The following is a 24,778-nucleotide window of genomic DNA, read 5'->3' as shown; positions in this document are numbered from 1 at the left end:
CGCTTAACCCTCCTCAGTCTTTGAATTCTACTGATACGTCATAGCCGACGAGCTGGAACATTTCCTGCACCGAGCGTTCCCCGTTTTCTTCAGCACGCTCAAGCACGCCCTGGTCTTGCGCTTCTTTCAGGATCAGCTTTTGCGCTTCTTCCGCCAGATCGTATGCTTCCGAAATATCCGCTTTGTCGCGGAACAGCCCTTCATACGAGAAGACTCTCACTTGGTCCATGAACAATTCCGGCCCGCCGAGGAAGTCAGCTCTTGGCAACGTCAATGTCGCCGTTTTCGCTTCTTCATCCACTACGATGTCGTCTTCCGTCACTTCAGAAAAATCAATGCCTGCTTTGACCGATCCTGGGATGACCACCAGCAATTGCCGTTTTGTCCCTGGCAGCTCCAAGCCGATTTCCTGGCCGAACACTGCATTGTCCTGGCGTTCGATGATGGCTTTCGAGAACGCTTCCGCTGTCGATAATTCATTTAAATCTTGGATGCGCTCGAGGAACGCGCCTTTTTCTTCGGTGAACGTGCTGCCATTCAACATCCAGTACGCGCCCAACGGCAACGCGATGAATAGCAATAGCAGCAGCAGCGCCAACGCCAAGAACGTTTTGCGGAAAACGCCTGCCAACACTTTCGCTGATTTCCAGAATCCAGATGGATTTGAATCTTCTTTGCCTTTCACTTCTTGCAATAAACGCTCTATTTCTTTCAACTTCGAATCATTTGCCACGGTCTATCCCTCTTTCTTTTATTCAAATCAATGCGCCTCCGTGATACGATGGAGCAAAGGGGCGATTTGCATGGCCGATTGGCGGGAAAAAATAAAATCCGTTTCCAAAACCAAAGGAAGCAGCGCGCCTGAACGCGCCAAACGGCTCGGCATGGGATGCCTGGGCTCAGCTGTGCTCGCTGTTTCCATTCTAACATTGATCATAGCATTTGGTCTTTTCAAAAGCGGCAGCTGGATGGCAGGTTTTTTTGCTGCGGCATTTTTCCTTGTGAGCGCTGCCACAGCGGTGCTGCTCATTGTGCCCCATAAGTCCAATCCATTGTAAATACACTGATTTTTGATAAAATGAAGGAACCAAACATATTATTTATAAAGGGGATAAAATTGAATGGCTTTGAAAAAAACATTAACAATCGCCGGCTCGGATACTTCCGGAGGCGCTGGTATACAAGCTGATTTGAAAACTTTCCAAGAACACGGCACATACGGCATGAACGCGCTTACCGTTATTGTGACAATGGACCCGAACAATGGCTGGAGCCACGGCATCCACCCGATCGCGGTTGATACGCTGCAAGCCCAATTGGACACTGCCTTCTCGACAGGCATCGATGCTTTGAAAACGGGTATGCTGCCGACCGTCGAAATCATCAAACTGGCGGGCGAAGCGATTGCTGCATCCGGCATCCGCGACGTGGTCATCGATCCGGTCATGGCGTGCAAAGGCGAAGCGGAAGTCTTATTCCCGGAAAACGTCGACGCAATGATCAAATACTTGCTGCCGAATGCGAAAGTCGTGACACCGAACCTCGTGGAAGCTGGCCAGCTGTCTGGCGTCGGCATCCTGAAAACCGTTGACGATTTGAAAGAAGCAGCGGAAAAAATCCACGCACACGGTGCGGAGTATGTTGTCATCAAGGGCGGCAAACAATTGAAGCACGAAAAAGCGGCTGATCTTTTATTCGACGGCAAAACGCATTATTTACTGACATCAGAGAAAACAGAAACAACTTATAACCACGGCGCTGGCTGCACGTTCGCAGCGGCGATCACAGCGAACTTGGCAAACGGCCAAAAAGTCGAAGATGCTGTCCTGAACGCGAAGAAATTCGTTTCAGCGGCTATCGCCAATGGCTGGAAACTCAACGAATACGTCGGCCCGGTTATGCACGGTGCGGCCAATAAATTCGAAGAAACACCTGAAGTCCAAATGGAAAAAATCTAATCTTCTTCAAACACGCTGCTGCGCAAGCTATGTATCATAGCTTGCGCGGCAGTTTTTTATTTGCCGCTAACTTGTATAACATAGTAGTTGACGTCCGTTTTCTGGGATGCTATATTGTATTACAAGATAGAAAGTAACTTGCATTACACTATAGCTAAAGGAGGCCGGCCATGTCTTCCAGCCAAATGCTCAAAGGGATACTCGAAGGATGCTTGCTCGCAATCATCGGAAAAGGTGAAACGTACGGCTATGAAATGATTGAAAAACTGGAGCTATACGGCTTTACGATGATCAGCGAAGGTAGCATCTACCCAGTATTGATGCGGCTCCAAAAAGAAGGGCTCGTCGATTCGGTCATGAAAGAATCGCCTAGCGGGCCGAAGCGGAAATATTATACGCTGACTGCTGCCGGCAAAGACGAATACCAGGAATTCAAAGCCCGTTGGCAGCACATGTCCCAATCGGTCGATCGCTTATTAAAGGAGGAATTGTAATGGCACTGACAAAAGAAAGCGAAGAATTTATCGCAAACTTGAGAATGTATTTACTGACTTCCGGCAAAAACGACGAAGAAATCAACGCCATCGCTGATGAATTGCGAAGCCATTTGGAAGAAGCGGAAAGCCGCGGGAAAAACATCCGCAGCGTCACCGGCGATTCGCCTGAAGCGTATATGGAAAGCATTCGGAGCGAAATGGCGACAGACTTCTTCGGCATCGCCAAAATGATGCCGATGTTCATCCTGCTCATGCTCGCCTACTTCCTGACCGGTCCTGCCATCCGCGGCGAGCTGTCTTTCTCGATTCTGACGCTGATCACCTACCCGCTGGTCGCGTTTCTCGGCATCGGCGCTTATGTCTTCTTCTTCCGCAAAATGAGCGTACGGAAATGGAGCACGAAACGGGAAATCGCCGTCTTCATGGGCATCCAATTTACAGTGGTGCTGCTGTTTGCGGCAATGATGTTCCTGGACATCTTCCTGTTCGAACCGTTCTACATCCCCTCCCGTGAAATGGCTTGGGCCATTGCTGCAGCTGGAATTGCCGTGTTCATCGTCTCCGCTTTATGGAATAAAACATGGATCACGGTGGTCTTGCCGCTGTTTTTATTCGGACCGGACTTTGTTATGCAATTTATCGAAGTCGGGCAAGCTCGCCAGCTTATTATCAGTACATCGGTATTGTACGCCGGGCTCGCGCTGATTATCGCTTTCCTCTTTATCCAGAATAAAAAACAAAACCCTCACAAATTGTGAGGGTTTTTTGGTGTTTCAGCATTTTTCAAGAGAACCATGCGGCTTCGCAATTGTTCGCGGTTCCAGTCGACGATTGCTTCTTCTTGCGCCAGCGCCGAACTCTTTTTCGGGGCTTGAAGGTCTTTTGAACGCAAATAACCTTCGAGCATCAATGTGACCGCCAAAATCGACAAGGCGATGAACAACACCGGAAACAGCGGCAGCCACGGCGAACCTTGGAGATAGCGGAATGTCGAACCGAACAAGCCGGACCATTCAAACGAAATCGACATCGGCGGATCGCTGAACATCGGGTCATAGCTGATCTTCGTGCCGCCCAAAAATAAATTCAGCAAACTTAAATGGGCCAGGACGATGAATGTTTCGATCACTTGCTGGCCGTACAAAACCGCCAGCTTTTCCCGCATCTGCGGATACAAATGCTTGCGGATGATCCGCGTCTCCCCCGCTCCAATCACTCTTGCTGCCGTGACGTATTCCTGACGGTAAAGTAATGCGGCTTCATTGCCAATCAAGACTGCCACAATCGGCATGGTCAGCAAAGCCATGAGAACTACTTGGATGGCAATTCTTTCCCATATGGTGTTGGTGAATCCGCCAAGCGGCATCCACAGCACCGGGTACAGGATGTAAGCGGCAAAAAGCGTCAGCGGAATATAATGGAGGGAATCAGCCAAACCGCCGATCCACGCGCGCTGACGCTGCAAATACGTCGCCATCATATAACCAAGCGGCACAGCGATCAGCATGCGCAATGCAGCAATCGCCAACGCAGCAAGGATCGTATACTTGCCGCCAATCATCAATTTGCCCAATAAATCATAGCCATACTGATCGGTTCCCAACGGAAAATTCCACTTGGGGGAAATCGGCGGCCCTTCTACTGTGCGCCCGTTTTCCGTCACGAAGAAAATCTGCCTCGGCACATTGCCCCAAAGCCATTCATAAAGAAAGCTGCCGCCCAGGAAAAAAGAAAGAATGGCGAACCCAACGAGAAAATAAGGCTGCTTCCACATCTAAATCGCCTCCTTTCCGCGCAGATGCCGCAACACCAGCCATTCGCCGATGCTGTAAAGCAAGAAAATCGGCAGGAAAAAGCTGAAAATGGAGACTAGGAACACTTCCGGTGAAATATTGTCTTTCATGAACAGCATGATACCCGGAATATTGAACATCAATTCCAGCACGAACAAATTCGACAGCATGAACCAAATCGTCTTCTTGGATTGAAAAAAGACACTGATAATCGCATTGCGGAACATATGCACCCAGATGACGAATACTTTGGAAAAGCCGAGCGAACGAGCAAGCTCGATGTACATCTTCCGCTCTTCGTCCTGAAATGTCAGCATGCACAAGCGGTATAATTGGATCATCGGCAATAAAGCCAGGCATAGCACCGGCAGCCAATAAATGTGGTCACCTTGGACGACCGCAATTTTGGAAATCAACACGTTCGTCTGCAAATAGACGGCAATGACAGCGAGCTGGGCCAGCATGATGACCAAAAGATCCGGCAGTGACTCCAGGAAATACAGCGCCATCTTGATGCGCTGCCGCGCCTTTTCTTTCAGCAGCATCGTCAGCACCGTGAATGTGATGGCAAAGAAAATGGCCACCGCGAACGCCAGAAACAGCAGCTCCAATGAATAGATGATATACTCGCCAATTGTCGGGAACAGCGGGATTTCCCGGTTCGTCCTCATATTCAGCACCGTGAATTCCTGCAGCGGCCAAAGCCCGCGCAGCACCGCTTCCAACGCCCCAATATATTCCGCGAGCCGCAATTCGCCGGCCACCAGCCCGCCGATCAGCACCGGAAAGCCGCTGACGAGCACGATGCCCACAACGGAAAAAACAAATTTGATCATTAATTTCATGTATTCCACCCTTTAACATCTTTTCGAATAAATCCGAAAATTCTCTTTTCCATATAATAACATTATTTTGCATCCCTGAATCATCCTAATCGCATTCTTCCGCGATTTTCCCTATACTAAAAGAATACGGATTGCATGAGGAGTGAAAACAATGGAATTAGTCGAAGTTAAGAAACTGCAAGTCGAACTGGATGCGTTCGCCAAAAAAGATGTCTATCTGCATTTGGAAACGACCAACGGTTCATACGCAACTCATTTCAATGAAGGCTTTTTTAATGCCGGCGCCTTTATCCGAAATGTAGTCATCAATTATGAGCTAGGTAAAGTGGTTGGCGACAGCCCGCACCGGGTCGGCTTGAAATTGCCGCACGGCTGGGTCTACGCGCAAGGAATCACCCATTACGAATTGGATGAGCAGGGGCGCCTGCTGCTCGCCGGACATGACGGAACAGGAAAACTGGCGGTCGCGCTGCAAATCAGCGAAACACCGTTCAGTTATTAAGGAGGGAAAACTAGATGGCAATTGAAAAAGAACGTCAAGTACTGGTCGTCTTCCCTCACCCGGACGATGAAGCGTTCGGCGTTTCAGGAACGATCGCCACTCATATTCTGCAAGGGACTCCGGTTACATACGCCTGTTTGACACTTGGTGAGATGGGCCGCAACCTAGGCAACCCGCCTTTCGCAACCCGCGAATCTTTGCCGAATGTCCGCAAAAAGGAATTGCTCGGCTCTGCCGAAGCGATGGGGCTGACGGATTTGCGCATGATGGGATTGCGCGACAAAACAGTCGAATTCGAAGATGACGAAAAAATGGTTAAAATGATGGCTGACTTAATCGAAGAATTGAACCCTTCGCTCATCATCACATTTTATCCGAATTTATCCGTCCACCCGGACCACGAAGCAACTGCACGTGCAGTCGTCCGTGCGGTCCGCCGCATGAAAGACCGGCCGAAGCTGCATTGCGTCGCTTTTGCCAACGAAACACTCGAAGTTCTCGGACATCCGGACATTGTACACGATGTCACGGCGGTACGGGACCAAAAAATGAACGCCATGAAAGCACACATTTCCCAAACGTCTTGGATGCTTGAAGAAATGGAATTGAAGTTATCCCAAGGCGACAAGGAAGCGGAAAATTGGCTTACCAAAGAACGTTTCTATAATTATCGCTGGGATGAAGATTTCGAAGAATCATTCTAACGAAAAAACACCCCCTTTTTCTTTTTGAAAAAGGGGGTGTTTTTTCTTTCTGTTATCAGATAATATAAACATTGGCATGAAAGCACTTTCAGAGGGGAAAGTGCTGTATAATTACTGCTCATCACGTGTTTTAATGCACAAGGAAAAGGGGTTTATTCGTGAAAAAGTTTTCAACTTCGACCTGGTTATTATTCTTAATACCATCATTGCTAGGTATCCTATTATTCATCATTCCAGTTCCAACTGAGGATGGTTGGATGGTCACTATCGCTTTGTTAGCCAATCTTGTAGCAGGATTCATTGAGCCAATTGCACCTTGGATCATGTTGGTCATCATGCTGATAGCAGCTATCGGATCTTTGGTCTTTATCACCCGCCGAGTAAAAGAAGGGCATAAGGTTTCCTTTTTTGACCGTTTGTTCAACGTCAATTTGTTCTGGACGATTGTCCGCATCATCGGTGCAGTATTCGCAATCATGGTATTGTTCCAAGTCGGACCAGAAGCCGTATGGAGCGAAAATACAGGCGGTCTGCTTCTTTCCAGCACTGGCCTGTTGTCATTCTTGTTCACCATCTTCCTGTTTGCTGGCTTGTTCTTGCCTCTTTTGATGAATTTCGGGCTTTTGGAATTCTTCGGAACAATGATGGTGAAAATCATGCGTCCTGTTTTCCGGCTGCCTGGCCGTTCATCCATTGATGCTTTGGCTTCATGGGTTGGCGATGGAACAATCGGGGTTTTGTTGACCAACACGCAATATATCCAAAATAAATACACGCAGCGTGAAGCGGCAATTATCGGAACCACCTTTTCAGTTGTTTCCATTACGTTTGCAATTGTCGTTATTCAAGAAGTCGGCCTTGGCCAATATTTCTTACCCTACTATGGAACGGTCATCCTTGCTGGCGTCATCCTTGCCTTGATTATGCCGCGTATTTATCCGCTTGCACAGAAATCAACGAATTTCATGAATGGCGATCCACAAGATTCCCAATCGGAAGAAGTGCCTGAAGGATATAGCGTTACTTCACACGGAATTGAGAATGCGTTAACCAAGGCTTCAGAAAGCAAATCGGTTTCCAAATTCTTCAAAGACGGCTTTAAAAATGTTTTGGATATGTGGATAGGCGTTGCCCCTGTCGTCATGGCGTTTGGCACTGTGGCATTGATGCTTGCTGAATTCACACCCATCTTTTCTATTCTAGGAACACCATTCGAACCTTATTTAAATTTGCTGGGCATTCCAGAAGCAGAAGAAGCTGCCCAATTGATGGTGGTTGGATTTGCTGATATGTTCTTGCCTGCAATTCTCGCTACTGGAATCGAATCGGAATTGACGCGCTTCGTCGTGGCAACCATGTCTGTCACCCAGCTGATCTACATGTCAGAAGTCGGTGGATTGCTGCTCGGTTCCAAAATTCCGGTCAACATTTGGGACTTGATTGTCATCTTCGTATTGCGCACGGTCATTGCTTTGCCGATCGTTGCCGGAGTTGCACATCTTCTATTCTAATGAAACCAAAAAAGCTGGAAGCGAAATATCGCTTCCAGCTTTTTTCTATTTGCTGTTCTTTAGACGTGCATCAACTTTTTTTTGAGCTTCACCAGCATATCCGATGTCATCGCATCCAAGTCATACTGCGCTTTGAAGCCCCATTCGTTCTTCGCCGCTGAAGCGTCAATGCTGTCCGGCCAGCTGTCGGCAATCGCCTGGCGCACCGGGTCGACATCGTAGGACATTTGGAATTCCGGGACGTGCTTGCGGATCGATGCTGCAATCTGCTCCGGCTCAAAGCTCATGGCCGTTACGTTGAATGCGTTGCGGTGAATGAGTTTCGCCGGGTCGGCTTCCATCAAATCGACGATTGCCTGCAGCGCATCCGGCATATACATCATGTCCATGTACGTTCCTTCAGCGATATAAGACGTGTAACGCTGTTCTTCAATCGCTTTGTAATAGATGTCCACTGCGTAATCCGTCGTGCCGCCGCCTGGCTGTGCCACGTAGGACACCAATCCAGGAAAGCGGACGCCGCGTGTATCGATGCCGAATTTCTGGAAATAATAATCGCATAATAATTCGCCGGCCACTTTGTTGACGCCATACATCGTCGTCGGGCGCTGCAGCGTGTCTTGCGGCGTATTTTTCTTCGGTGTCGAAGGTCCGAATGCACCGATCGAGCTCGGCGTGAAGAATTGCATGCCAAGTTCGCGCGATGCTTCAAGCGCATTGACCAAACCGCCCATGTTCAAGTTCCACGCAAGAAGCGGCTTTTCTTCAGCCGTCGCAGACAATAATGCCGCCATGTGCATCATCGTGTCAGCTCCGAAGTCTTTTGCCAAATCATGCATTTTTTGGGCATCCGTCACGTCCAAGACGCTGAATGGCCCGCTTTGCTCGCCGCCGTTGCGGATATCCGTCGCCAATACGTTGTCCGCACCGTAGATTCCGCGCAGTTTTTCAGTCAATTCCGATCCAATCTGTCCCAGTGCACCAGTAATCATTATACGTTCCATCAATAGCACTCCTTTCGAATAAAACAATTGTCCTCTGTAGAAACACATTATTCGTGTTGTTATTGGCGTTTCGTTAAGCTTCTCTATGAAGCCATTATAAATTGTTCTCTTTAAAAATACAATGCCTTTTGCATTTCAAGTCTTTCGAACTTGCAGGTTGATGTTGTTGAAAAATGCACTTTAATGGTGCTATAATAAGTCAGCACTTAATAAAGACGGCTCCAATCACTGGACCAAAAATGTTGAAACCTTTTTTTTAATCTTAAAACCTAGTATTCCGCTTGGTATATATATTTTTCAATCTTGCGGCAAAGCGGCTTAATGAGTAAAAAAAGTTTTCAGCGAAAAATACAGGAAATCGAGGGGATTAATTTATGAAGAAGTTTACATTGGGTTTATTGGCATTAATCGGCGCGGTGCTGTTATTGGCAGCTTGCGGCAGCAACACAGCGAATCCGGAAACCAGCAGCGGCGAATCCGACAGCGCTGAAGAAGATTTGTTGGCGAAAGTGAAAGAAGAAGGAACATTGACGATTGGCACGGAAGGAACTTACCCTCCTTTCACTTTCCACGATGAAACCGGCAAATTGACAGGATTCGACGTTGAGATTGCGGAAGAAGTGGCGAGCCGCTTAGGCGTCGAAGCTGAATTCCTGGAAACACAATGGGATGCGATGTTTGCAGGACTTGACGCAGAACGCTTCGATATGGTCGCGAACCAAGTCGGCATCAACCCTGAACGCCAGGAAAGCTACGAATTCTCAGATCCATACATCACTTCAACGGCTGTTTTAGTCGTACCGAAAGATTCAGAAATCCAGGCTTTTGAAGATTTGGAAGGCAAATTGTCCGCCCAGTCATTGACGAGCAATTACGCAGAAACGGCAAAATCGTTCGGCGCTGAACTTGAAGGCGTTGAAGGATTCAACCAAGCCATCGAATTGCTGAACTCCGGCCGCGTTGATGCAACGGTAAACGATAACTTGACGGTCTTGGATTTCTTGAAGCAGCGCCCGGAAGCCAATATTGAAATCGTTGACGAAGCGGATGATGCAGCACAAAGCGCATTGTTGTTCCGTAAAGGCAGCGGTCCGATGATCGAAGAGGTCAATAAAGCGTTGGCTGAAATGATCGAAGACGGCACGTACGAAGAAATCTCGAACAAATGGTTCGGCGAAAATGTACTTGAATAGTATTTTTACAGATCCGGTGCGCCTCGAGCGGCTGATGGACATCTCCCAGTCTTCCTGGCTTCCGTTGATTGAAGGGATGATCCAGTATACGATTCCACTGTCATTCATCGCCTTTGTACTGGGGCTTGCCATTGCCGTGCTGACGGCGCTTGCCCGCATTTCGACAATCAAGATTTTCCAGGTGATTGCCCGCGTTTACGTTTCGATCATCCGCGGCACGCCTTTATTGGTCCAATTGTTCATCCTGTTTTACGGTTTGCCGACAATCGGCGTGGTCATTGATCCGTTCCCGGCAGCCATTATCGGCTTTTCGCTGAATGTCGGCGCTTATGCATCCGAAGTGATCCGGGCAGCGATCCTGTCCATTCCGAAAGGCCAATGGGAAGCGGCGAACACGATCGGCATGAGTTACGCCCAATCGCTGCGCCGCGTCATCCTGCCGCAAGCGGCACGGGTATCGATCCCTCCCCTTTCCAACACGTTCATCAGCTTGATCAAAGACACGTCGCTGGCGTCGCTGATTCTCGTAACGGAAATGTTCCGTGTGGCGCAGCAAATCGCTGCGACCAATTACGAATTCCTGTTGTTATACGGGCAGGCGGCATTGATTTATTGGCTGGTCTGCTTCCTCTTGTCGCTCGGGCAAGGCAGGCTGGAAAATCGATTCGACCGGTACGTTTCGCGCTAATAAAGCACACCATGCAGTAAGGAGCAAAATATGATTTCGATTAGTGATTTGCACAAGAAATTCGGCAAGCTGGAAGTGTTGAAAGGCATCGACTTGAAGCTTGAAAAAGGCCAGGCAGTTGTCGTCATCGGCCCTTCCGGCTCCGGCAAGACGACGTTTCTTCGCTGCCTGAACATCTTGGAAGTTCCGTCTGAAGGCGTCATCACGATTGACGAGCAGACAGTGGATTTTTCCAAGCCTGTTTCGAAAAAACAAGTGAACGCGTTCCGCAAGCAGTCCGCGATGGTCTTCCAGCATTACAATTTGTTCCCGCACATGACCGCGCTTGAAAACGTCATGGAAGGGCCGGTCATCGTCCAAGGGATCGACAAAGCAACAGCGCGCAAGAAAGCGCAGGCATTGCTCGAGAAAGTCGGCCTGGCGGACAAAGCGGACGAATACCCGTTCCAATTGTCTGGTGGACAGCAGCAGCGCGTCGGCATTGCCCGCGCGCTGGCGCTTGAACCGAAAGTGATGCTGTTCGACGAACCGACTTCAGCGCTTGACCCTGAACTCGTCGGCGAAGTGCTGCAAGTTATGAAAGACTTGGCGGCTGAAGGCATGACGATGGTCGTCGTCACCCACGAAATGCGTTTCGCACGCGGCGTGGCGGACGAAGTCTTGTTCATGGACGGCGGCGTCATTGTTGAACGCGGCAAGCCGGAAGACATTTTCAGCCATCCGAAAGAAGCACGCACCCAGCAATTCCTTAGCTTGATTTCCAATACAGATGCCATTTGAAAACACGCTGCCCCTTCGGCAGCGTGTTTTTTCGTGGATAAATATGCTTTGAAGCTGTTATTTATTCTTCTTTATTTGAAGTCGCGGGCTTGCGAACAGTATACTGAAGGTATTATGTGAAAGAGGAGTGGCTCCATGAAAACTGGAATTTACGAAGCGATTGACGCGTTACAAGAAGAAATGACGGCAACCCGCCGCCATCTGCATATGCATCCGGAGCTGTCCCATCAGGAAGTCGAGACACCTGAATTTATTGCCAACGAGCTCCAAGCACTTGGCATCGAAGTGCGCCGAGGCGTCGGCGGCCGCGGGGTAGTCGGCACGATCCGCGGCGGCAAGCCCGGCAAGACAGTTGCATTCCGTGCCGATTTTGACGCGCTGCCGATTGACGATAAAAAAGATGTTCCGTATAAATCGACGGTTCCCGGCGTCATGCATGCCTGCGGGCATGACGGGCACACGGCCGCCTTGCTAGGCTTTGCAAAAGCGATGGCCGCTGTCAAAGATGATTTGCCCGGCACGATTGTGCTGATCCACCAATTCGGCGAAGAAACGCCGCCCGGCGGCTCCCGCGCCATGATTGCGGATGGCTGCCTCGACGGCGTCGAACTGATTTTCGGCGCGCATGTCCAAAGCAGCATGCCATACGGAAAAGTTTTCGTCCGCGACGGTTTTTTACAGGCGGCGGAAGATACGTTCAAAATTGTCATCCGCGGCTCCGGCAGCCACGGTGCAGAACCGCAGCTTGGCGTCGACCCGATTCTGGCGGCGAGCCACGTCATGATTGCGCTGCAATCGATCGTCAGCCGCAATGCCGATCCCTTACAGGAACTCGTTGTCACTGTCGGCAAATTCCATGCCGGCGAAGCGGATAACGTCATCCCGAGCGAGGCGGTGCTCGAAGGCACCATCCGCGTCTTCAATCCCGAACTGCGGCAGCTTGCCAGAGAGCGCCTGGCGTCGATAGCGGAGAATGTTGCGCGTGCGATGGGTGCAGCTGCAGAAGTGGCGCTTGAAGCCGGCTACGACTCCCTGTGGAACCATGCGGAGGCGATGGATATGGTGCGCGCTGCAGCCCGCAAAACCGTCGGCGAGGATGCGCTGGTGGAGATCGACCCGATCATGCCGGTCGAGGATTTCGCTTATTACACGCAACAGGTGCCCGGCGCGTTCTTCTTTGTCGGCGCCAAGATGGCAGATGATGCGCTAAGTTTTCCCCATCACCACGAAAACTTCGATTTCAATGAAGGCGCGATGGCAATTGCGGCAAAAGTCTTTGCTGCAGCTTATTTTGAAGCGCAGGAGATGTAAAATGGCGTGAAGTCTGTGCCTGTTTCAACGCCAGAAGCGTATTTATTGATTAATAGAGCGTATTTCCAGGTTACTAGAGCGTATTTTCGAACTTATAGAGCGTATTCTACCCTTTACAGAGCGTATTTCATCACCCCATAAAAAAACCCGCCAACATGGCGGGTTTTTCACATTTTTAATTGATAACACCGAGTTCTTTGCCGACTTTTTTGTAAGTGGCGATGGCGTCATCGAGCATTTCTTTCGTGTGCGCCGCAGTTGGCATATTGCGGACGCGTCCGGTGCCTTTTGGAACCGTCGGGAAGACGATCGATTTTGCGTAGACGCCTTCTTCGAATAAACGCTTCGAGAATTGCTGCGTCAGTTTTTCGTCGCCGATGATGCATGGCGTAATCGGTGTTTCGGACTCGCCGATATTGAAGCCCAGCTCTTTCAAGCCTTTTTTCAAGTAGTCACCGTTGTCCCATAGCTTGTCATGCAATTCCGTCGAATCCATGATCATTTGCAAGGCGCCGATGATTGCCGCCACGTCGCCCGGTGGAACAGCCGTCGAGAACAAGAACGGGCGTGCGCGGACTTTCAGCCAATCGATGAGGTTTTGTTTGCCGGCTACATAACCGCCGACAACGCCGACCGCTTTCGACAGCGTACCCATCTGCAGGTCCACTTCTTTTTCAAGGCCGAAATGCTTCACCGTGCCTTTTCCTTTGCCCGTGACGCCTGAACCGTGCGCGTCATCCACATAAGTGATCAAGTCGAATTCTTTCGCGATTTCCACGATTTCCGGAAGCTTCGCGATATCGCCGTCCATCGAGAAGACGCCGTCCGTGATGACCATCACTTTATTGTACAAGCCGGATTCAGTCGCTTCTTTCGCTTTTTGGCGAAGATCGTCCATGTCCGAATGCTTGAACGCGATGATTTTCGCGCGCGACAAGCGGCAGCCATCGATGATCGATGCGTGGTTCAACTGGTCAGAAAGAATCGCGTCATTTTTGTCCATGACACCTGAAATCGCCGCCATATTGCAGTTAAAGCCTGATTGGAATGAAATCGCCGCTTCTGTTCCCTTGAATTCAGCCAGCTTTTCTTCCAATTTCACGTGGATGTCGAGTGTGCCGTTGATCGTGCGGACTGCACCTGCGCCGACTCCGTATTTATCGATGGCGTCTTTCGCCAGCTTTTTCAACTCTTCGTTTGTAGCCAGACCCAAATAATTATTAGAAGACAGGTTGATCAAATCTTTGCCACGGACCTTGATGATCGGTCCATTCGGTCCTTCAACCGGGTCGATTTCGTTGTATAATCCCTGTTCTTTCAATTCGCCCAGGTTTTCATTTAAAAATGCATCCAATTTTTTTGACAATGCGATCTTCCTTCCATCCTGTATTAGTTCACTCCCCTATCATACCGCAATTGAGGGCAAAAGAAAAAGCGGACCGGGGTCCGCTTGCTTCTTACTTCTTGCCTTTTGCTTTGCCTTTATTTGATTTGTACTTCACTTCATACGTGAATTCTTTCGCTTCTTTTTGGCCTTCAGCTGCCGCATAAGAAGTGATCATTTTCACATTGCCTTCACGAAGCACTTGCTGCAGATCCAATGCTTCTTTATCCGTTACGTTGAATGGATCAACATTGACGACGCGCTGCTGCCCGTTTTTCTTCGTTTGGATGAATGTCGTCGTGAAGTCGACATACTGGCCTTTCAATTGGCCAAGCGACTGGAATTGGTCTGTTGAAGTTCCGTCAGCCGAGAAATCGCCCAATTGAACGTTTTTGATGAACCAGCCTGTATCGTTATAGCCCCAGTCCGTCATGTTGCGGAATGAAACCAGGACGTCTTGTCCAGCATACGCTGAAAGATCGAATGTTTCAGTGGACCAGTTTAATTTGTGCCCAGTGAATCCAGGAACGTTTTCTTTGATGGTAGGGTAGCCTTCTTCCACTACATCGCTGCGTGTGTTTTCATTCGCCAATGAAGTCCAAGTTTCGCCGTTGTCCGTAGAGACTTGTACCGCTGCATAGTCCCACTGTTCTTCAATGTCGTAGTAATGATCGAACGTCAACGTTGCGTTATCCGTTGGAACCGTTGCTCCGAAGATCAATGCCTGATCCGCTTCGTCGCCGTTGTTCGCGTGCAATACTTGCTCAGATGCGTCTAATGGGTTAGCAGTTGTCTGCCATTGCAATGGAAGGAAATCAACGCCATCAAATTCCATGCCGCGTACGTCCGTCCCGAAATTGAATTCTTTAAAGTCGCCGCCCCATGCAGGAACGCCTTCTTTTTCAAATGTTTTCGCTTTTTCGAAGTCGACCGTTTTGCCGCGCTTATCGCCAGCTGTGCCTACAGGCAGTTCACGCAAGTCGATGCTGTCGAAGTTATAATCGCTGCTTACGTCAGAGTTGTCCAACGCCAAAGCCGCCATGAAGTCCTGATAGACTTCTGTGAACGTTTTGTCAGAACCGTAGCGCTTCAATGTTTCGTTGACGCTCGTCATGCCTTGAGTCGTCCCGTCGACAGCCAATTCACGGATGAATTCTTTGCCGAATTTATCAAACATATAAAGTGTGAACAAATAAGTCTGCCCGTAATCTGCGATTGTTTCCGGACCAGTTTTCGCTGTTCCGTGCTCATCCCAGTTTACTAATGAGTTTTCCGGATGATCCAGGTAGAAGTTGATTGAACCTTCGCCATGGCCATAGCCGCCAAGGAATTCAGAGAATGTAGACATCCCTTCGTTCAACCACGTTTCTTCCGCGCCATCGTTGTCCGCTTGGATCAAATGCTGCAATTCGTGGATTGTCGTTGCGAAGAACGTGTTCTCCAAACGAGTTGCCCATGAGTTCGTATCGATTGTGATGATGTTACGGTCTGTATAGTTTTCAAGCGTCTGCCAGAAGAATCCAGCCACGAAGAATGGGTATGAAGGATTGTTCCAGCCTTCATCCTGAACGTTGTCGACAAGCATGATCACTTTGTCAGATCCTTCGTAATAGCCTTCAGGAAGGCCGACCATGCCTGGAAGCGGCGAATTCGAGCCGTCCAATGTATCCGGTGTACCGAAGAAGTCTGTCGCTACAGGATAGATGTTGCTGTCGAATTCAGCTTTCAATTTATCAACTTGCGCTTGCGTAACCACGTCAGCCGGCTTCGGGTTGTTTGGTCCGTATGCCAAATCGTTCGCTACCCAGATTTCAACGTTATCTCCGACGCTGCGAAGCGTGAAGTCTTTAAATTTCAAGTTTCGGTTAAGGAATTTTTTCGTTCCGCCGTCAAATGTAAACGGGCTATCAGCTGCCGCTTCTTCCACGCCGTCAGCTGTTTCATCATCTAGTGCGCCTGCTTGCGCTTTGATCTTTTTATCTGCTTCCTTTTGGAACTCCGGATCCAATGTCATTTGGTTCAACTGTTGGTCGATATCGATTCTTTCACCGTATTTTGCGCTGTTCCAATCTATAGTCGACGGCACCGCTTCTACCGGTGCTGCTGTTGCTGCTGGTGTTAATAAAGACAGTGCCAACGCACTGGCTGAAATGACTGATGCCCATTTGCTTTTACTCATGGATGTGACCTCCTGTAATTGTCAGAATTTTACCGCTGGTTAAAATAATAACATGTTAGACTATTCAGAAGAATATGCTAATGTAATTATTTCGGAGGTCGAAGTTTAAGTTCATATCGGCTATAAGTTTTACCATAAATAAAATATAATTGATAAATATAGTAAATAAATGTTTTAATCGAATGAAAAAACCGCCTCATGGGCGGTTTTACCTCAGCTTAAAGCTTCAGACAAATCTTCTATTAAATCTTCTACATCTTCTATTCCGACAGAAATGCGTACCAAACCGTCGCCAATGCCAAGTTCAGCGCGGCGTTCTGCTGGAATCGAAGCATGCGTCATTTGGGCAGGCACCGAAATCAGGCTCTCGACCGCTCCTAAGCTTTCGGCGAGCGTGAAGTATTTCAATTTCGCAAGCAGTTCACCCGCTTTTTCACGGCTGCCGACATCAAACGAGATCATGCCGCCAAAACCAGCCGACTGTTTCTTCATCAATTCGTGGCCGCCATGGGAAGGCAAACCAGGGTAAATGACTTTCCCGACTGCCTCGTGGCCATCAAGAAACTCTGCAATCCGCTGTGCGTTCGTGCCGGTTTCTTCCATGCGGATGCCCAAGGTTTTCAAACCGCGGATCAATAGCCACGAATCCTGAGGCCCCAGAATTGCTCCGATTGAATTCTGGACAAAATGCATTTCTTCTGCCAGTTCAGCTGTATTGACAACAACCAGTCCGGCCACAACATCACTGTGTCCGCCGATGTATTTCGTCGCGCTATGCAAGACGATATCTGCGCCCAACGGAATCGGGTTCTGCAAATACGGCGTCATGAATGTATTATCGACAATCGTCAGCAAACCTTTCGATTTTGCAAAAGCCGAAACCGCTTCGATATCCGTCACTTTCAACAACGGATTTGTCGGCGTCTCAATGAAAATCGCTTTCGTATTTTCTTGGACAGCCGCTTCCACTGCCGCTAAATCGCCTGTGTCGACAAACGTGAACTCGAGTCCGAAGCGGTTCAGGACTTTATTGACGACCCGGTAAGTTCCGCCGTAAACATCGTCGGTCAAAATCACGTGGTCCCCCGCTGAAAACAGCATCATGACGGAAGAAATCGCCGCCATGCCTGAAGCGAACGCAAAGCCCGCATGCCCGAATTCGACATCCGCAATCAATTCTTCGAGTGCATGGCGCGTCGGATTGCCGGTGCGCGAATACTCGTAGCCTTTGAATTTGCCGACCGCTTCTTGCTTGTATGTGCTCACTTGGTAAATCGGCGTGGATACAGCGCCTGTCGCCTCGTCTCCAAAAATGCCGCCGTGAATCAATCTCGTTTTCGGTTTCATGAATGATCCTCCTCAAAAGTTCTTCCGTAAATGTTCTGGCTCATATAGCGCTCGCTTGAATCCGCGAACACCGTGACAATATGGCTTCCCGGTTTTGCGGCGGCCGCTTCTTTCAATGCTGCCTGGAAAGCGGCGCCCGAAGAACTGCCGACAAGCAGGCCTTCTTTAAGCGCCAATTCTTTCACTGCCGCAAACGCATCCCGGTCCAAAATCGAATGGATCGCGTCAAAATAAGCTTCGTCCATATAAGCAGGCAAAATTTCCATGCCGATGCCTTCCGTCAAATGCGGACCTGACACCCCTTGAAGAATCGAGCCTTCCGGTTCCACAATGACCGTTTTGATTTTTTCATTTTGCGCTTTCAAAAAACGCGATGTACCCATGAATGTGCCGCCTGAACCCGCACCTGCAACAAAGACATCGATGGCACCGTCCAGCCCTTCCCACAGTTCCGGACCCAATGTGCGGACGTAAGTTTCCGGGTTTGCCGGATTGGAGAATTGCGACGGCGAAAAAGCGCCGAGCTCTTCGGCAAGCTGTTCCGCTTTTGCAATCGCGCCTTTTATGCCTTCGGCAGTTGGCGTGTTGATGACTTCCGCACCAAGCGCACGCATCAAGCCCTGCTTTTCCTGGCTGAATTTTTCCGGTACGACGAATTTCACCTGGTAGCCTTTGCCGATTGCGGCGATCGCCAGGCCGATCCCGGTATTCCCGGCAGTTGGCTCGACAATCGTGCCGCCCGGCTTTAAGAGCCCCCGGCTTTCAGCATCTTCAATCAAAGAAACACCCAGGCGGTCTTTGACGCTGCCCCCCGGGTTGAAAAATTCAAGTTTGGCAAATATCCGGCAGTTGTTCGGAATCTCGACATGCGTCAATTCCATTAATGGTGTGTTGCCGATTAATTGCTGTATGCTGGACGCAAATTTCATGTCAATTCCCCTTATACCGTTTCTTCAACGAATACTTGGCGCCATTCGTCTTTTTTCGCAAGCATTTCACGCGCCAATTCTTTCGCGCCTTCCAAACTATGGCTCGCAGCCCAACCGCATTGCACTTCGTTGCAAGCCGGCACTTCGTCCGCTTCGATCACGTCATTCAAGGTGTTTTCCAAAATAACCAGAATGTCATCGAAATCGTCATGGTTGATGACCGATAAATAAAATCCGGTCTGGCAGCCCATCGGCCCGATGTCGATGATCTGGTCGGAATGGTTGCGGCTATGTTCCGCCATCATGTGTTCCAAAGAATGCAGGCCGGGCATTTCCATGTGCTCTTTGTTCGGCTGCTTGAAGCGGAGATCGTATTTGCGGATCACGTCGCCGTTTGCCCCAGTCTTCTCCCCCGCTAAACGCACGTAAGGCGCAACTACTTTTGTATGGTCCAAGTTAAAGCTTTCAACATTCATCTTTTTCATGAGATCGTCTCCTTTGGGTGTGGTGGTTTTTGTATGACCGAGCTTAACGCCCGTCTTCGCTTTTCTTTGTCCAGACTCCGATGGCCAGCTCCTCGGACATAAGCCGTCCCTCCGGCGCGGCAAAAGCGCCGCATCGGCGGTCCGTCTTCTGCCTTTCGGAGCTCAACGGCCGTCTTCGCTTTTCTTTGTCGCATCAATCAGCCACACATATTTATTCAATTGTGTGAATTCCACGGTGAATCCTGCGTCTTCGATCAATTCTTTGAGTATGGGCAGCGTCGTGTAATACTCGCGCTGCAAATCTTCTACAAGGTTAGCATAAGCCCGTGCCTCTTCAAATTCAATTGTTTGCTGTTTTATTTCAGAAGATTCGAACAGGGTATCTGCAAAAACGACTTTTCCGCCTGCCGGCAGTTTTTGTGCATAGAGTTTAAAAGCCTGCGCTTTTTCCGCATCCGTCAAATGGTGGAATGCGTAGGAGCTGGTGAAAGTCATCACTTCTCCTGTGAGCGGGAAGTCCAGGAAATCCCCATCGAATAGCGCAAGTTCCGGCAGCTTTTGCGAAGTGGCTTCGCGCATTGCTCCGTTCGGTTCAATGCCGGTCACGTGCATGCCGCGCTCAAGCATTTTCTGCGTCAGATTGCCTGTACCAACGCCGAACTCCACGACCGGGTTAATCGCCAAATCGGCTGTTGCCCGCAGGATGCCATCGTAATGCTTGAAAACGTCTTCGTATTCTTTATCTTTTCCTTCGACCGATTCGTCATAAGTGTGCACCCATTCATCGAAAATCTCTACGAACTCTCGTCCCATATATAAACCCCTTTTACTGTAATTGTCGTGATGCTGCTATTGCTCTGAGGCGCTGTTGAAAACTGGCAATCGGCTTAATCATTATAATGCCTATTGAATTACTTGGTTTTATTTATAACATAAAAAGTGCAGGGATTCAACTTCCCTGCACCTGGTTTTAGATTTTTAAAATGGGTGGGACATCCGTACCTTTTTCGATAATTCGTTTTAATAGCCTTTCGAATTGCGGCAATGAGATCTGGACGATTTTGCCGGTGAACAACGCGACGGCAATCGTTCCGATTCCGACGGGCCCACCGAGCAGCCAGCCGATGAATGCCACTGAGACTTCCATCGATGTCCGGATGACGCTGATGCTGAGCCCGGTTTTTTCAACCAACAGCAGCATGAGGCTGTCACGCGGCCCCGCTCCGATGCGCGGTGCCACATACAAACCGACGCCGTAGCCGCCAATGAACAGGCCAATCATGAACATCGCTATTTGGGCGCCCAGCGTTTCAATATCCGGAATCATCCAATTGAAGATGTCGATGAAGATACCGATCAGCAACATGTTCAGGAATGTGCCGATTTGCGGGATCTTGCGGGTGAACACCATCGTTGAAACGATGACGGCCAAGCCGACCAAAATCGCCCACGTGCCGATTGTCAGTCCGAAATTCTTAAATAGACCGACATTCAAAACATCCCATGGCCCGATGCCCAGCCGGTCCGCCTTGATGATCATCGTAAATCCCAGCGCCAAAACAATCAGTCCGCTAATAAAAAACAGCCAACGGTAAAATAATGCACGTCCCATTCAGATCCTTCTTTCTATTGCATAGTGAGAGCCCACCCATTCAAACGAATGGATGGGCTTCTAATCAGCCCGCCGCAGTTACGTCGGCATATTGGCCGTTCATGGTTTTGATCAAATCTTCCGGAGCCAGCTTCAGCTGCATGCCGATCTTGCCGGCGGAGACGATGATTTCGTCCAAGCTTTCGGCTTGCCGCGCAAGAAATGACGGAAATGGCTTTTTCATGCCGAGCGGCGAACAGCCGCCGCGGATATAGCCCGTCAAATTGAGGATTTCCTTCACCGGCACCATCTCGATTTTCTTTTCGCCGGCGGCTTTCGCTGCGGCTTTCAGGTCGAGTTCTTCCGCTACCGGGATGATAAAGACATAATGCTGTTTCGAGCTCCCGGCAGCGACAAGCGTTTTATAGACGGTTTCTGCCGGATAGCCGATTTTCGCCGCCACCGAGACGCCGTCGATCTTGCCGTCCTGCGGATCGTATTGGAGAACTTCATGCGCCACGTCCTCTTTATCGAGAATGCGCGCCGCGTTGGTCTTCGCGACTTTCTTCGCCATGAACTGCACCTCGCATGCTTCTTTTGTCTTTAGCATATCATTTATACAGGCGGAATTTAATCGTTCTGCCCCAATAATTTCTTCAATGCGTCCGCCATCGCTGTATTGGCCGGCGCTTCGTCTTGCTGGTTCAAGAATTTATTGACATCTTTTTTGTTTGCTTTGGACTGGTTGCTGTTGCGGCGCTTTTCGAATGCCGACAGCTTTTCCCGGTGCCCGCATTTGCAGACGAAAATCTTGCCGTCGCCTTCCCCTTGCATTTCCAACTTTTTATGGCAGTTCGGGCAGCGTGCATTCGTCTGCATCGCCACTTGTTTTTTGTAGCCGCATTCGCGGTCCTGGCAGACATTCATCTTGCCGCGCTTGCCGTTGACTTCAAGCAGCGGTTTGCCGCAATCCGGGCACGTCTTGCCGGTGATGTTGTCGTGCTTGAATTTCTGGTCGCTTTTCTTGATGTCCGATACCGATTTCTCGGCGAATTGGATCATTTCTTTCATGAATTCTTCCTTCTTCAGCTCGCCTTTCGCGATTTGCGTCAGCTGCTGCTCCCAGTTCGCTGTCAGTTTCGGCGACTTCAGGTCTTCCGGCACGAGCTCCAGCAATTGGCGCCCTTTCGAGGTGATCGTCAAATCCTTGCCTTTCTTTTCAATCAAGAACGTATTGAATAATTTATCGATGACGTCCGCACGCGTTGCTACGGTACCGAGCCCGCCGGTTTCGCCCAGCGTCTGGATCAGCTCTTTCGATTCGCCTGCCATGAACTGCGCAGGGTTTTCCATCGCACCAAGCAATGTCCCTTCATTGAAAAATGCCGGCGGTTTCGTTTTGCCTTCCGTCAGCGCAACACCTTTGATGTGGAGCTTCTGCCCTTTTTCAAACGGCGGCAAAGTCGTATCGCCGTTTTCCTCATCATCGGAATACACGCGTTTCCAGCCTTCATTGCGTATCGTATTGCCTTTCGTCTGGAACGTCTCGCCGCCCGCTTCGATGGCCACCGTCGTCTGGTCGTATTCGTACATCGGGTAAAAGACGGCAAGAAAGCGCTTGGCGATCATGTCGTATAATTTATGCTCTTTGTCGGAAAGGTTGTGCATCTGCGGTGTTTCCTCGGTCGGGATGATGGCGTGGTGATCGCTCACCTTGCTGTCATCGATGACACCTTTTTGCGGCGCGACCGGTGATTTCAGGATCGTTGCCGCAAGCGCGCGGTAAGGCCCGGTCTGCACAGCTTTGACGCGGTCTTTCAATGTGTCGCGCATGTCGGACGTCAAATGCTTCGAATCCGTCCGCGGGTACGTAACGATTTTGTAGCGCTCGTATAAATTCTGCAGCGTGTTCAGCGTCTCTTTCGCCGACCAGCCATAGCGCTTATAGGCTTCTTTCTGCAATTCCGTCAAGTCGAATAAAGGCGGCGCCGGCTGTTTCTTCGGCGTCACTTTGATGTCCGTGACGATGCCTTCGTGTGTGTTTTCGAGTTTATTGAACAGCTTATCGATTTTATCTTTGTCGAACGATTGCGGCGACTTGCCGTCCGTCCACGTAAACGCCGCTTGTTCAGCGACTGCCTGCAGCCCATAATACGGCTTCGGCTGGAAGCTGCGGATTTGCCGTTCGCGTTCGGCAATCATCGCAAGCGTCGGCGTCTGCACGCGTCCCGTCGATAATTGGGCATTGTACTTCACCGTCAATGCGCGCGTCGCGTTTATGCCGACGACCCAGTCAGCTTCCGCCCGGGCCACTGCCGCCTGGAATAAATTCTCATACGCTTTGCCGTCTTTCAGGTTGTTGAAGCCGTCGGTGATCGCTTTGTCGGTGACCGACGAAATCCACAAACGCTTGACCGGCTTGTTCGTTTTCGTCTTCTCCAAAATCCAGCGCGCCACGAGCTCACCTTCGCGCCCCGCGTCGGTCGCGATGATGACTTCATTGACATCGCCTCGCGCCAATTGCGCTTTCACTGCGTTGTATTGCTTCATCGATTGCTTGATCGGCACCAGTTTGAATGGCTGCGGAATGATCGGCAGGTTCTCCATCTTCCATTCCTTGAAGTCGTTGTCGTATTGTTCCGGCTGCGCTTGCGTCACCAAATGGCCGAGCGCCCACGTCACAATATACTGTTTGCCTTCCAAATAACCGTTGCCTTTTTGAGCGCATCCCAGCACGCGTGCAATATCGCGCGCCACCGATGGCTTTTCTGCAAGTATGACTGATTTCATATTTCCTTCACCCTCATTTCTATAGCGTCTATTATAACATCTTCCGGTTTTGCTGGGTTGTCGCGGGGGTTGTGAGCGGCTAGAAGCGTATTTTCGTTGTAATGGGGCGTATTTCTCCCTTTATAGAGCGTATTTCGTTAGTTATAGAGCGTATTTCTCCCTTTGCAGAGCGTATTCCATTACACAATCAAATCCTGTTGATATCGCCTTCCGGAAAAGGTATAGTATGTTAAATTCAGACGAAAGGAATGATGTATTTGCTTCTAATCGAACGGCATCGCCCTTACAGGCTCATCTATCAGGAAGCGTTGCTCGCGCGCACTTCATCCGCGCATAAAAACTACCCGCTTTTGAAAGAAAAAATTCGCAGGCGCTCTGCGGGATTTGCTGGCGAGCTTCAATTTGACAGAGTTTGCGCGGAATACCATGCTAGCATGCATTTCAACATCATCCCTGATTTCAAAATACCCAATTATCAAATTGATGCAATATGCATCTTCCCATCTTTCATTCTCATTGTGGAAGTGAAAAATATCAGCGGCCTCATCCATATGGACGGCGATAAAAGGCAGTTTTCACGAACCTTGAACGGCATCATCACAGGCATGAATAACCCGGATGACCAGCTTTACCGGCATGAAAAGCTGATCCGCAGCTTGATTGGCGGCAATACACCGATCATCGGCATCGCCGTCTTCACAAATCCTTCGGCCGTATTGGAAATCAAGAATATCAAGCGGCGTGTGATTCATCTCTCGGGGCTTCCCTTTGTACTGGATGAATTAGTTTCCCACTACCGGACAGCGCCGAAAATCGATAGTGAACACTACACCGAACAGCTCATTTCCATGCAATCCCCTTTGCAGCACTCTATTCCACCAACTATCCCTCATCCTCTTCTCGAAGGTGTCTTCTGCCCCCACTGCCCTTCCATTAAAATGAATTACTCCCGCAATTATTGGCGCTGCCCTGGATGTGCCATCAAACTGGCAGATGCCCATCTGACAGCGCTGCAAGATTACCGCCTGCTCATCGGCCCGACCATTTCCAATCGCGAATTCCGCAAATTCACCGGCATGAAGTCGCGCACGAACGCGTGGATCGTTCTGCAAAGCTGTAATTTCCAAACGATTGGCAATAAAAAAAGTCTGCGCTACGTAATTCCTGAAATGGATCTCCGAAGAAGCATGAAATAAAGGCTAGAAGCGTATTTTCGAAGTAATGGGGCGTATTTCTTTGCTTATAGAGCGTATTTTGTCAGTTATAGAGCGTATTTCTCCCCTTATA

The 24,778-nt window shown here is 49.6% G+C and carries 25 protein-coding genes; 12 read left to right on the top strand and 13 right to left on the bottom strand.

Going from position 1 to position 24,778, the window contains the following annotated elements:
- Nucleotides 1–13: 13 nt before the first annotated feature.
- Nucleotides 14–733: a DUF4230 domain-containing protein gene (locus QMA09_RS06025; protein WP_290212426.1), complete on the bottom strand. Its 720-nt coding sequence runs from the start codon at nt 731–733 to the stop codon at nt 14–16.
- A gap of 70 nt (nt 734–803) precedes the next feature.
- On the opposite strand from QMA09_RS06025, the gene QMA09_RS06020 reads away from it, so the two are divergent.
- The 4 genes from QMA09_RS06020 to QMA09_RS06005 all read left to right on the top strand — a co-directional run bounded on the left by QMA09_RS06020 (nt 804) and on the right by QMA09_RS06005 (nt 3,213).
- On the top strand, nt 804–1,058 hold the full coding sequence (locus tag QMA09_RS06020; protein WP_290212425.1) for a hypothetical protein: 255 nt from the start codon (nt 804–806) through the stop codon (nt 1,056–1,058).
- 63 nt (nt 1,059–1,121) lie between these two features.
- Complete coding sequence (gene thiD, locus QMA09_RS06015) at nt 1,122–1,958, top strand: bifunctional hydroxymethylpyrimidine kinase/phosphomethylpyrimidine kinase (protein ID WP_290212424.1); 837 nt, start codon at nt 1,122–1,124, stop codon at nt 1,956–1,958.
- Nucleotides 1,959–2,128: 170 nt separating this feature from the next.
- Nucleotides 2,129–2,452, top strand: coding sequence for a PadR family transcriptional regulator (locus QMA09_RS06010; RefSeq protein ID WP_290212423.1), 324 nt, complete (start codon nt 2,129–2,131; stop codon nt 2,450–2,452).
- Nucleotides 2,452–3,213, top strand: a complete 762-nt coding sequence (locus QMA09_RS06005; RefSeq protein ID WP_135500841.1) for a DUF1129 family protein — start codon at nt 2,452–2,454, stop codon at nt 3,211–3,213. Before QMA09_RS06010 ends, QMA09_RS06005 begins: the two co-directional genes overlap by 1 nt.
- Here QMA09_RS06005 and QMA09_RS06000 read toward each other — a convergent pair.
- Both QMA09_RS06000 and QMA09_RS05995 read right to left on the bottom strand, forming a co-directional pair.
- Nucleotides 3,201–4,229, bottom strand: coding sequence for an ABC transporter permease (locus QMA09_RS06000; protein WP_290212422.1), 1,029 nt, complete (start codon nt 4,227–4,229; stop codon nt 3,201–3,203). The two genes, QMA09_RS06005 and QMA09_RS06000, sit on opposite strands and share 13 nt — an antisense overlap.
- Nucleotides 4,230–5,093 carry an ABC transporter permease subunit gene (locus QMA09_RS05995; protein ID WP_290212421.1) on the bottom strand — a complete coding sequence of 288 codons (864 nt, stop codon included), beginning with the start codon at nt 5,091–5,093 and terminating at the stop codon, nt 4,230–4,232.
- Between the two features lie 151 nt (nt 5,094–5,244).
- Here QMA09_RS05995 and QMA09_RS05990 point away from each other — a divergent pair, with 151 nt between their 5' ends.
- From QMA09_RS05990 to QMA09_RS05980, 3 genes are all read left to right on the top strand, one after another.
- Nucleotides 5,245–5,595 (top strand): YojF family protein, encoded by a 351-nt coding sequence (locus QMA09_RS05990; protein ID WP_135500843.1) that lies wholly within the window; start codon nt 5,245–5,247, stop codon nt 5,593–5,595.
- 14 nt (nt 5,596–5,609) lie between these two features.
- Nucleotides 5,610–6,299, top strand: coding sequence for a bacillithiol biosynthesis deacetylase BshB2 (gene bshB2, locus QMA09_RS05985; RefSeq protein WP_135500844.1), 690 nt, complete (start codon nt 5,610–5,612; stop codon nt 6,297–6,299).
- 158 nt (nt 6,300–6,457) lie between these two features.
- Complete coding sequence (locus QMA09_RS05980; protein WP_290212420.1) at nt 6,458–7,810, top strand: YjiH family protein; 1,353 nt, start codon at nt 6,458–6,460, stop codon at nt 7,808–7,810.
- Between the two features lie 59 nt (nt 7,811–7,869).
- On the opposite strand, the gene QMA09_RS05975 is transcribed toward QMA09_RS05980, so the two are convergent.
- Nucleotides 7,870–8,814 carry an L-threonine 3-dehydrogenase gene (locus tag QMA09_RS05975; protein ID WP_290212419.1) on the bottom strand — a complete coding sequence of 315 codons (945 nt, stop codon included), beginning with the start codon at nt 8,812–8,814 and terminating at the stop codon, nt 7,870–7,872.
- Between the two features lie 374 nt (nt 8,815–9,188).
- Between QMA09_RS05975 and QMA09_RS05970 the strand changes: the two genes are divergently transcribed.
- The 4 genes from QMA09_RS05970 (at nt 9,189) to QMA09_RS05955 (ending at nt 12,786) form a co-directional block, all read left to right on the top strand.
- On the top strand, nt 9,189–10,007 hold the full coding sequence (locus QMA09_RS05970; RefSeq protein WP_290212418.1) for an amino acid ABC transporter substrate-binding protein: 819 nt from the start codon (nt 9,189–9,191) through the stop codon (nt 10,005–10,007).
- Entirely contained in the window at nt 9,994–10,695 is a 702-nt protein-coding gene (locus QMA09_RS05965; RefSeq protein ID WP_135500848.1) for an amino acid ABC transporter permease, read from the top strand. Before QMA09_RS05970 ends, QMA09_RS05965 begins: the two co-directional genes overlap by 14 nt.
- Before the next feature lie 30 nt (nt 10,696–10,725).
- Nucleotides 10,726–11,475 carry an amino acid ABC transporter ATP-binding protein gene (locus QMA09_RS05960; RefSeq protein ID WP_290212417.1) on the top strand — a complete coding sequence of 250 codons (750 nt, stop codon included), beginning with the start codon at nt 10,726–10,728 and terminating at the stop codon, nt 11,473–11,475.
- Nucleotides 11,476–11,610: 135 nt separating this feature from the next.
- Entirely contained in the window at nt 11,611–12,786 is a 1,176-nt protein-coding gene (locus QMA09_RS05955; protein WP_290212416.1) for a M20 metallopeptidase family protein, read from the top strand.
- Nucleotides 12,787–12,961: 175 nt separating this feature from the next.
- On the opposite strand, the gene QMA09_RS05950 is transcribed toward QMA09_RS05955, so the two are convergent.
- The 9 genes from QMA09_RS05950 to QMA09_RS05910 all read right to left on the bottom strand — a co-directional run bounded on the left by QMA09_RS05950 (nt 12,962) and on the right by QMA09_RS05910 (nt 23,491).
- Entirely contained in the window at nt 12,962–14,152 is a 1,191-nt protein-coding gene (locus tag QMA09_RS05950) for a glycine C-acetyltransferase (protein ID WP_290212415.1), read from the bottom strand.
- A gap of 91 nt (nt 14,153–14,243) precedes the next feature.
- Complete coding sequence (locus QMA09_RS05945; protein WP_290212414.1) at nt 14,244–16,349, bottom strand: immune inhibitor A domain-containing protein; 2,106 nt, start codon at nt 16,347–16,349, stop codon at nt 14,244–14,246.
- 213 nt (nt 16,350–16,562) lie between these two features.
- Nucleotides 16,563–17,696 carry a bifunctional cystathionine gamma-lyase/homocysteine desulfhydrase gene (locus QMA09_RS05940; RefSeq protein ID WP_135500853.1) on the bottom strand — a complete coding sequence of 378 codons (1,134 nt, stop codon included), beginning with the start codon at nt 17,694–17,696 and terminating at the stop codon, nt 16,563–16,565.
- Entirely contained in the window at nt 17,693–18,625 is a 933-nt protein-coding gene (locus QMA09_RS05935) for a PLP-dependent cysteine synthase family protein (RefSeq protein WP_290212413.1), read from the bottom strand. Before QMA09_RS05935 ends, QMA09_RS05940 begins: the two co-directional genes overlap by 4 nt.
- A gap of 11 nt (nt 18,626–18,636) precedes the next feature.
- Nucleotides 18,637–19,110 carry an S-ribosylhomocysteine lyase gene (locus QMA09_RS05930; protein ID WP_135500855.1) on the bottom strand — a complete coding sequence of 158 codons (474 nt, stop codon included), beginning with the start codon at nt 19,108–19,110 and terminating at the stop codon, nt 18,637–18,639.
- 162 nt (nt 19,111–19,272) lie between these two features.
- Complete coding sequence (locus QMA09_RS05925) at nt 19,273–19,923, bottom strand: class I SAM-dependent DNA methyltransferase (RefSeq protein ID WP_290212412.1); 651 nt, start codon at nt 19,921–19,923, stop codon at nt 19,273–19,275.
- A gap of 157 nt (nt 19,924–20,080) precedes the next feature.
- Complete coding sequence (locus QMA09_RS05920; protein ID WP_290212411.1) at nt 20,081–20,722, bottom strand: YczE/YyaS/YitT family protein; 642 nt, start codon at nt 20,720–20,722, stop codon at nt 20,081–20,083.
- Between the two features lie 64 nt (nt 20,723–20,786).
- Nucleotides 20,787–21,275: a Cys-tRNA(Pro) deacylase gene (ybaK, locus tag QMA09_RS05915; protein ID WP_135500858.1), complete on the bottom strand. Its 489-nt coding sequence runs from the start codon at nt 21,273–21,275 to the stop codon at nt 20,787–20,789.
- Between the two features lie 56 nt (nt 21,276–21,331).
- The gene (locus QMA09_RS05910; RefSeq protein ID WP_290212410.1) at nt 21,332–23,491 is read right to left on the bottom strand and encodes a DNA topoisomerase III; all 2,160 of its coding nucleotides are present in this window, start codon (nt 23,489–23,491) and stop codon (nt 21,332–21,334) included.
- A gap of 257 nt (nt 23,492–23,748) precedes the next feature.
- Between QMA09_RS05910 and QMA09_RS05905 the strand changes: the two genes are divergently transcribed.
- The gene (locus QMA09_RS05905; protein ID WP_290212409.1) at nt 23,749–24,687 is read left to right on the top strand and encodes a nuclease-related domain-containing protein; all 939 of its coding nucleotides are present in this window, start codon (nt 23,749–23,751) and stop codon (nt 24,685–24,687) included.
- The last annotated feature ends 91 nt before the right edge of the window (nt 24,688–24,778 follow it).

Source organism: Planococcus sp. APC 3906, assembly GCF_030407685.1.
Lineage (GTDB): Bacteria > Bacillota > Bacilli > Bacillales_A > Planococcaceae > Planococcus > Planococcus koreensis.
This window is presented reverse-complemented; position numbering and strand designations above follow the sequence as displayed.